Below are 8,591 nucleotides of genomic sequence, written 5' to 3'. Positions count from 1 at the left end.
TTTTACGTCCGGAGACGCTGATATCAATCCTGCGAGTGCCCACACAGATTGTCTGATAAATTGTTAAAGAGCGGTGCAATCAGCGCCTTAAGCTGCTGTTGCGAGGTGGCGTATATTACGCTCTCCTCCTTCAGAGTCAAACACTTTTTTCAGCGTTTTTCTCCAGCGGGATGAATTTCTTCACTCCCTGCTGAGCCGTCTGCGTTGCCGCTTTGCCGTCTCAGTGGTGGCGCATTATAGGGAGTTATTCGGGGCTGACAAGGGTTTATTGCAAAAAAATGATCGTTCGACCTAAATTTAGCCACAACGCTTTATTTCACAACGATTTGCCTGGTAACTGCACAAAATCCTGGGCAAAAACCGCCACTTTATTCCAATCGGTGTATTCCACTTCTTTAGAGGTATCGGTCTCACCGCCCGTCATACGCATAATCAGTTGAATCATGACACGGTCAAACCAGCGATAGTGAGGATAACGCAACGCGCCGGCAAACACCGCACAGCAATCTGGCTGCCAGGGTGACTGCTCCAGGAACTTATGCGTATAGGCGTTGGTTGCTGGCGTGCACTTATCTGCTTTACGCGCCGTAAGATTGACGCTGAAGAAGCCACTGACGCGCTGATGCAGCTCAGCTTTATGCTGAGTAACAAACTTCATTAATGCCGGATGGAAATGTCCGTAACGAATTGAAGCGCCAATCAGCACGCGATCATACTGCGACCACTCAACCTGCTGTACTTCCAGTAAATCAATCACGTCACACAGCTGCTGCGGCGCTAGCGTCTGTGCAATACGCGCTGCGATCTCACGGGTTTGCCCATCACGGCTGGAATATAGAATCAATGCTTTCATTAGATAATCCTGTTTCTCTTATTCACGCCAGAAGGTCGGGGTGAACAGGACCAGCAGTGTGAACACCTCAAGGCGTCCAAACAGCATGGTTAAAATCAAAATCCACTTAGCGACGTCATTCATAGACGTGAAGTTATCCGCTACAACACCTAAGCCTGGGCCGAGGTTATTCAGCGTTGCGGCAACCGCAGCGAAAGCGGAGAAGTCATCGACGCCCGTCGCGATAATCGCCAGCATGCTGAGTAAGAACACCAGCGCATAAGCAGAGAAGAATCCCCATACCGCTTCAAGGATACGCTCCGGCAGTGCGCGATTACCCAACTTGATGGTGTAGACCGCGTTCGGATGCACCAAACGCTTAAGCTCACGCGACCCCTGCTTAAACAGCAGCAGAATACGAATCACCTTCAAGCCACCGCCAGTCGATCCCGCCATACCGCCGATAAAAGCCGAACAGAGCAACAGTACAGGCAGGAATAATGGCCAGCGCGCAATACTATCGGTGGTAAAGCCAGCAGTCGTTGCCATCGACACCACCTGGAAAAAGGCCTGGTTCAATGTTTGCCAACCGCTGGCATAGACGTTGTGGAACCACAGCACTACCGTACAGATCAGCACTAACGTCAGCTGTACGCCAATAAACATGCGAAATTCGGGATCGCGCCAGTAAACTTTGAGGCTGCGGCCGCTCAATAAAGAGAAGTGCAAGCCATAGTTACAGCCCGAGATCAGCAGGAACACCGCCACGATGGTATTGATGGTAGGACTGTTGAAGTAGCCGATACTCGCATCATGTGTAGAAAAGCCACCAATCGCGATGGTCGAGAAGCTGTGACCGATGGCATCAAACACCGGCATGCCCGCCAGCCACAGCGCCACCGCACAGGCCACGGTAAGTAAGACATAGATTAGCCACAGCGTTTTAGCCGTTTCCGCAATACGCGGGCGCATCTTGTTATCTTTTAACGGCCCCGGCATCTCAGCACGATAAAGCTGCATGCCACCCACGCCCAGAATCGGCAAGATGGCCACCGCCAGTACAATGATCCCCATACCGCCCAGCCATTGCAGCATCTGACGATAGAACAAAATCGCTTTCGGTAAGGTATCAAGGCCCACCAACGTAGTGGCGCCCGTGGTGGTCAGCCCAGAGAAGGATTCGAAGAAAGCATCGGTAACCGAAAGGTGCGGCTGTTCGGCAAAAATGAAAGGCATCGCACCCACACTACCCAGCACCGTCCAGAACAGCACGACGATCAGAAACCCTTCGCGCGGTTTAAGTTCGGTTTTCTTTTTGCGATTAGGCCACCACAGCAGCGAACCAATCACAATCGCCATCATAAAGGTCTGGCTAAACGCGCGTCCGGCGCCATCGCGATAAATTAAGGCCACCAGCCCCGGTAGGATCATCGTCACCGAGAATAAAATTACCAACAGTCCCACGATGCGGGTAATGGCGCGAAAATGCATTCAGCCGTTCCTTTAAACAGATGCTTTTAGTTGTCCAGCGGGATGAGCGTCAGCGCGCCCCGGCTGTAATCAGAAAGGTTTTGCCGAAAGCCATCAATTTGCGGATGCGGCAACGCCAGACGTAGCGCGATACGATCCTGATAATGGCTCTCTTCAATGATGCCGTCAAAGCGTTGCAACAGACGCTCGATATCACTCAACTGGGCATAATCACATTGCAAGGTAAAAGATTGCATCGGCACTTTACGCGCACGCATCAGTTGCTTCAGCCCCTGCTGCACGCCGCCGCCATACGCTTTCACTAATCCACCGGTACCCAGCATGATGCCGCCATAATAGCGCACTACCACTGCGGTAATTTCACCGACGCCGCTACCCATCAACTGTGCCAGCATCGGTTTGCCCGCCGTGCCAGAAGGCTCACCATCATCGGAGAAACCCAGTTGCTGCGAATCATCCGGCGCACCGGCAACCCACGCCCAGCAGTGATGGCGCGCCGCAGGATGTTCCAACTTCACCTGCTGGACAAAAGCACGCGCCGCCTCAACGCCAACGGTATGCGCCAGATAAGTCATAAAGCGGCTTTTCTTAATGGTTTCCTCACTGAGGCTCACAGCCTCAGCGGGAATATCGTACGCATCCATCAGGCCAGATGCAGATCGCGCGTCATGTTTTCAACGCGATTGGCATGAATCACCACATTATCTTCGATACGAATACCCCCGTACGGTTTCAATGCGTCGATCGCCTGCCAGTCAAAGTACTGGCTGTATTTGCCGCCACGCAGTTTTGCCAGTAGTGAATCGATAATGTAGAAGCCTGGCTCGATGGTCAGCACCATGCCCGGCTCCAGTACGCGGGTACAACGCAGATAAGGATACTGTGATGGTGCCGCCAGGTGCGTGCCATTGTCATCCTGCATAAAGCCTGCGACGTCATGCACCTGCAAGCCCAGCGGATGGCCCAAACCGTGCGGCATAAACGGACCCGTCAGGTCTTCCGCCACCAGCGTCTCTTCGGTCAGACCTTTCACCAAATCGAACTTCAACAATAGACGGGCAATACGCTGATGCATTTGCAAATGGTAATCGGTGTAACGCACGCCCGCTTTCAACGTCGCAATCAGCGCCAGCTCTTCTTTATTCATCGCCTCTACCATTTCGGCATAACGCGATTTGCTTTGGGCTGCATAGCTGCGCGTCAGGTCGGCGGCGTAACCAAGGTATTCCGCACCCGCATCAATCAGGAAACTGTGGCGCTTCGCCGGTGGCTGATGGTCGAGCCTGGTGTAGTGCAGCACCGCAGCATGTTCGTTAAGCGCGATAATATTGCCGTAGGGCACATCCGTATCACGATGGCCAGTCGCCGTCAGATACGCCTGGTTGATATCGAACTCACTCATACCTGAGAAGAAGGCTTCTTTCGCCGCGCGATGTCCTGCAACCGCCAGCTTCTGCGCTTCGCGCATACAGGCCAGTTCGTAATCCGTTTTGATGCTGCGATGGTAATGAAGGAAGTCGATCACGCCTTTGGGATTCACGCGATCGCTATTGATGCCGAGTTGTGTGGCGCGGGAGGGCACAGGTCCGATATAAGCCACATTGTCGCGCTGAGCCGGCAGCAGTTGCCCAATATCATAGGCATCTTTCAGGCCCACCACCTCAACATCCTGAGTCCAGAAGCTGTTGGGCAATGGCTCGACGTTATGCCAGTAATCCACAGGTGAGTAGAACCACAACTTTGGCTTGTTAACGCCATCGATCCATAACCAGCAGTTAGGCACTTGTGTGACAGGAACCCAAGCCTTGAATTGCGGATTCACCTTAAACGGGTAGTCGTGATCGTCGAGAAAAACGGTTAACAGCTCGCCAGAGTGAATCAACATCGCATCAAGTTTAAAGCGTGCCAGCACCTGTTGCGCTCGCTGTTGCAGCGTATTGATATGCGCGTGATACAGGGTTTTCAGTGAATCCATGGACTTGTCTCCGATATCGCGAAATTGGCCGCAGTGTAGCACAGCCTCAAGTCTGTTGCCGTGCTGCACTCGCTGTGATCGGCGTATCAAATAAGCAAAGACTTGTTTGCAAAAAATTAACATGCCGCCCACACTCCAACTCATCTGGTATGACCAGATCACCTTTCGCGGTTTCAGGAGACGGACATGCTCTACCAAGGCGATACCCTTTCAGTTCACTGGCTTGATGACGGCATTGCCGAGCTGATTTTCGATGCCCCCGGTTCAGTGAACAAACTCGACACCAAAACAGTTGCCTCATTGGGCGATGCACTCAGCGTGCTGGAGCAACAGCCCGAGTTGCGTGGCCTGCTGCTCACCTCGGCCAAACCGGCATTCATTGTCGGTGCCGATATCACCGAATTCCTGTCGCTATTTGATGCGCCAGAAGAGAAGCTGAGCCAATGGCTGGCGTTTGCCAACAGCATCTTCAATCGCCTGGAAGATTTGCCGGTGCCGACTGTCGCTGCGATTGACGGCTACGCGCTGGGCGGCGGCTGCGAGTGTGTGCTGGCGACAGATTTCCGCGTCGCGACGCCTGCTGCACGCATCGGCTTACCGGAAACCAAACTGGGCATCATGCCGGGGTTTGGCGGCAGCGTGCGCTTGCCACGTTTGCTCGGCGCTGATAGCGCACTGGAGATCATCGCCGCTGGAAAAGATGTTGATGGCACCAGCGCCCTGCAACTCGGTTTGGTCGATGCCGTGGTGAGCAGCGATAAACTGCGCACCGCAGCGCTCACCATGCTGCAAGATGCGATGGCACAAGGCAGCTGGCAGGCCCGCCGGGCACCTAAACTAGCGCCTCTGAAGCTCAGCCCGATTGAAGCGGCGATGAGCTTCACCATTGCCAAAAGCATGGTGATGCAAACCGCAGGCAAGCATTATCCCGCGCCTATCACCGCGGTGAAAACCATTGAAGCGGCATCCGGTTTACGTCGTGACGATGCATTGAAACTGGAAACCGCTGCATTCGTGCCGCTGGCACAAAGCGATGTGGCGCGCGCGCTGGTCGGTATCTTCCTGAACGATCAATATGTCAAAGGCCTGGCGAAAAAGCACAGCAACACAGCCGGTGCACCGCAGCAGGCCGCCGTGTTAGGCGCAGGCATTATGGGGGGTGGGATTGCTTATCAGTCGGCATGGAAAGGCGTGCCGGTGAAAATGAAAGATATTAATCCGCAGGCGCTGACGCTGGGGATGACGGAAGCCAGCAACCTTCTTAACAAGCAACTGGAACGCGGCAAGATTAACGGTACCAAACTGGCGAGCGTTCTCACGACGATTCAGCCCACGCTGGATTACGCCGGTTTCGAACGTGCCGATGTGGTGGTCGAGGCCGTGGTCGAGAACCCACAAATCAAGGCCAAAGTGCTGGCAGAAACCGAGCAACATCTGCGTGATGATGCCGTACTCGCCTCCAACACGTCGACCATTCCGATTAGCCAACTGGCGCAATCGCTGCAGCGTCCAGAAAATTTCTGCGGCATGCACTTCTTTAATCCCGTACCACGCATGCCACTGGTTGAGGTCATCCGTGGCGAGCAGACCTCAGAAACCACCATCAGTAAAGTGGTGGCCTGGGCCAGCAAGATGGGCAAAACACCGATCGTGGTGAATGACTGCCCGGGTTTCTTTGTGAACCGAGTGCTGTTCCCCTACTTTGCTGCTTTCAGCCTGCTGCTACGCGATGGCGCTGATTTCCGTCAGATCGATAAGGTGATGGAGAAACAGTTCGGCTGGCCTATGGGCCCGGCCTGGTTGCTGGATGTGGTGGGCATTGATACCGCCCATCACGCACAACAGGTGATGGCGCAAGGCTTCCCTTCCCGCATGCAGAAAGATTACCGCGACGCGATTGATGTGCTGTTTGAAGCCAAACGCTACGGCCAGAAAAACGGCCTGGGCTTTTACAGCTGGGAGCAAGATAAAAAAGGCAAAGCCCAGAAGAAAACCGATCCGGCTGTTGATGCGCTGCTGGAACCGATTTGCGAGCCGAAACGCGTGTTCAGTGATGAGGACATTGCTAACCGTATGATGCTGCCAATGCTCAATGAAGTGGTGCGCTGCCTCGAAGAGAAGATTATCGCCTCACCGGCTGAAGCCGATATGGCGCTGGTGTACGGCCTCGGTTTCCCTCCGTTCCGTGGCGGTGCCTGCCGTTATATGGACACGCTCGGCAACGGCAATCTTGTCGACCAGGCCAAACGATATCTCTCCCTTGGCACGCTGTATGCGTTACCCGAACTGTTAGTGCATAAAGCGCATCAACAGCAAAGCTGGTATCCCGCAGCCCAACCGATTGACGAAGCGACACTGCAAAGTGCCTGAGGTAATGAATATGGAAAAGGTAGTCATAGTTGATGCAGTGCGCACACCAATGGGACGCTCAAAAGGCGGCGCGTTTCGTCAGGTACGCGCGGAAGATCTTTCGGCGCATCTGATGCGCGAACTGCTGAGCCGCAACCCCGGCGTTGATCCGGCCTCTCTGGATGACATCATTTGGGGATGCGTGCAGCAGACGCTGGAACAGGGCTTCAACATTGCGCGTAACGCAGCACTGCTGGCCGAAATTCCGCACCGCGTGCCCGCCAGCACGGTGAATCGCTTATGCGGTTCGTCAATGCAGGCGCTGCACGATGCGGCACGCGCCATTATGGTGGGCGATGCGCACAGCTGTTTGATTGGCGGCGTCGAACATATGGGCCATGTGCCCATGAGCCACGGCGTTGATTTCCATCCGGGTTTGGGCCGCACCGTGGCAAAAGCCGCTGGCATGATGGGATTAACCGCTGAAATGCTGGCGCGCATGCATCACATCACCCGTGAGCAACAGGATGCCTTTGCGCTGCGTTCACATCAGCGCGCCTGGGCTGCGACTCAACGCGGCGATTTCAAACGCGAAATCGTGCCGACCTATGGCCACGATGCCGACGGCGTATTGAAACGCTATGAAACGGATGAAGTGATCCGCGAAGATACCACGCTGGAAGGGTTGGCTGCGCTGCGTCCCGCGTTTGATCCGGTCAACGGCAACGTTACGGCGGGTACATCATCGGCACTCTCCGATGGCGCGGCTGCCATGTTGATCATGAGTGAAAGCCGCGCGCGCGAACTCGGCCTGACCCCGCGTGCACGTATTCGCAGCATGGCGGTGGTCGGCTGTGATCCTTCCATCATGGGTTACGGTCCAGTGCCAGCCAGCAAACTGGCACTGAAGCGTGCCGGATTAAACGTGCAGGATATTGATCTGTTTGAGCTTAACGAAGCCTTTGCCGCGCAGACACTGCCGTGCATTAAGGATTTGGGATTGCTGGATCAGCTTGATGAGAAAGTGAATTTGAATGGCGGCGCGATTGCGCTGGGGCATCCGCTGGGATGTTCGGGGGCGCGTATCAGCACGACGCTGCTCAATCTGATGGAACGTCGTGATGCGCAATTTGGTCTGGCGACCATGTGCATTGGCTTAGGCCAGGGGATCGCGACGGTGTTCGAACGCGTTTAATACGTTGAAGCACGTGTTCCCGCCCTTTCGGGCGGGCTTTTTTACTCAGATAAAGGCAAACGCATCGCCAAACATCTGCGCTTCAACTGCACCACGTTCCGCGCAAAAACGCTCACGTGCAATCTTTGCCATCTCAAAGCGGCCCGCAATATAGATATCGTGCTCGCTGAGAGTTTCATAGTCCTGCATCACGGCGGTCAACACCGTGCCACTACGTCCATCCCAACCCTCTGCGGGTTGTTCCACCACCGGAATCACCTTGAGATGAGGATGCTTGACCGCCAACGCGTTCAACTCATCCAGATCGTACAAATGCATCAATTCCCGGCCGCCCCAGTAGATGGCGATATCGCGGTCTGGCTGCTGCGCCAGTGCCGTCAGCAGAATCGAACGTGCATAGGAGAAACCGGTGCCGCCCGCGATCAGAATAATGGGGCGATCGCTGTCTTCACGCAGCCAGGCATCGCCATGCGGCATATCCACCGTGATTTGACGATCGTCTTTGATGCGATCCATCACCGCCATCGCGTAGAGATTGAGGTCAGATGCGCCAATGTGCAGCTCAATGATGTCTTTTTCCATCGGGGTTGAAGCCAGTGAGAAGGGGCGCTTATCACGCTCATCCATCACCACCATCAGATATTGCCCCGCGCGGAAAGTAAACTCCGCCGCCGGAATCAAACGAACGCGGTAAACGGTATCCGTAATCGCTTCGACCGAAGTCACCTTGCAGTTTAACGTCGTCATAC

At 54.7% G+C, this 8,591-nt stretch carries 7 protein-coding genes; 2 read left to right on the top strand and 5 right to left on the bottom strand.

Annotated elements, in window-relative coordinates:
• Nucleotides 1-316: 316 nt before the first annotated feature.
• The 4 genes from hemG to pepQ are packed head-to-tail and all read right to left on the bottom strand — an operon-like array spanning nucleotide 317 to nucleotide 4,298.
• The gene (hemG, locus tag QMZ65_RS23620) at nucleotides 317-853 is read right to left on the bottom strand and encodes a menaquinone-dependent protoporphyrinogen IX dehydrogenase (protein ID WP_283216856.1); all 537 of its coding nucleotides are present in this window, start codon (nucleotides 851-853) and stop codon (nucleotides 317-319) included.
• Nucleotides 854-871: 18 nt separating this feature from the next.
• Nucleotides 872-2,323, bottom strand: a complete 1,452-nt coding sequence (trkH, locus tag QMZ65_RS23615) for a Trk system potassium transporter TrkH (RefSeq protein WP_034827948.1) — start codon at nucleotides 2,321-2,323, stop codon at nucleotides 872-874.
• A gap of 26 nt (nucleotides 2,324-2,349) precedes the next feature.
• The gene (locus tag QMZ65_RS23610) at nucleotides 2,350-2,967 is read right to left on the bottom strand and encodes an IMPACT family protein (RefSeq protein ID WP_034827946.1); all 618 of its coding nucleotides are present in this window, start codon (nucleotides 2,965-2,967) and stop codon (nucleotides 2,350-2,352) included.
• The gene (pepQ, locus tag QMZ65_RS23605; protein WP_283003550.1) at nucleotides 2,967-4,298 is read right to left on the bottom strand and encodes a Xaa-Pro dipeptidase; all 1,332 of its coding nucleotides are present in this window, start codon (nucleotides 4,296-4,298) and stop codon (nucleotides 2,967-2,969) included. Before pepQ ends, QMZ65_RS23610 begins: the two co-directional genes overlap by 1 nt.
• Before the next feature lie 186 nt (nucleotides 4,299-4,484).
• On the opposite strand from pepQ, the gene fadB reads away from it, so the two are divergent.
• Together fadB and fadA are read left to right on the top strand one after the other, a co-directional pair.
• Complete coding sequence (gene fadB / locus QMZ65_RS23600) at nucleotides 4,485-6,668, top strand: fatty acid oxidation complex subunit alpha FadB (RefSeq protein ID WP_283216855.1); 2,184 nt, start codon at nucleotides 4,485-4,487, stop codon at nucleotides 6,666-6,668.
• 10 nt (nucleotides 6,669-6,678) lie between these two features.
• Nucleotides 6,679-7,842 carry an acetyl-CoA C-acyltransferase FadA gene (fadA, locus tag QMZ65_RS23595; protein WP_283216854.1) on the top strand — a complete coding sequence of 388 codons (1,164 nt, stop codon included), beginning with the start codon at nucleotides 6,679-6,681 and terminating at the stop codon, nucleotides 7,840-7,842.
• Nucleotides 7,843-7,887: 45 nt separating this feature from the next.
• Here fadA and fre read toward each other — a convergent pair whose 3' ends face one another.
• A complete protein-coding gene (fre, locus tag QMZ65_RS23590) occupies nucleotides 7,888-8,589 on the bottom strand; it encodes an NAD(P)H-flavin reductase (protein WP_160833391.1) in 702 nt (233 codons plus the stop codon).
• Nucleotides 8,590-8,591: the final 2 nt, after the last annotated feature.

Origin of the sequence: Pantoea sp. EABMAA-21 (assembly GCF_030053335.1) — a bacterium.
GTDB lineage: Bacteria > Pseudomonadota > Gammaproteobacteria > Enterobacterales > Enterobacteriaceae > Pantoea > Pantoea communis.
Note: the sequence above shows the minus strand (reverse complement) of the source record. Positions and strands in the feature narration are given on the sequence as shown.

Excerpts from the sequence above, each read along its gene's own strand:
- QMZ65_RS23610 (WP_034827946.1), bottom strand. The coding sequence starts at position 2,967 with ATGGATGCGTACGATATTCCCGCTGAGGCTGTGAGCCTCAGTGAGGAA.
- trkH (WP_034827948.1), bottom strand. The coding sequence starts at position 2,323 with ATGCATTTTCGCGCCATTACCCGCATCGTGGGACTGTTGGTAATTTTA.
- pepQ (WP_283003550.1), bottom strand. The coding sequence starts at position 4,298 with ATGGATTCACTGAAAACCCTGTATCACGCGCATATCAATACGCTGCAA.
- fadB (WP_283216855.1), top strand. The coding sequence starts at position 4,485 with ATGCTCTACCAAGGCGATACCCTTTCAGTTCACTGGCTTGATGACGGC.
- fadA (WP_283216854.1), top strand. The coding sequence starts at position 6,679 with ATGGAAAAGGTAGTCATAGTTGATGCAGTGCGCACACCAATGGGACGC.
- hemG (WP_283216856.1), bottom strand. The coding sequence starts at position 853 with ATGAAAGCATTGATTCTATATTCCAGCCGTGATGGGCAAACCCGTGAG.
- fre (WP_160833391.1), bottom strand. The coding sequence starts at position 8,589 with ATGACGACGTTAAACTGCAAGGTGACTTCGGTCGAAGCGATTACGGAT.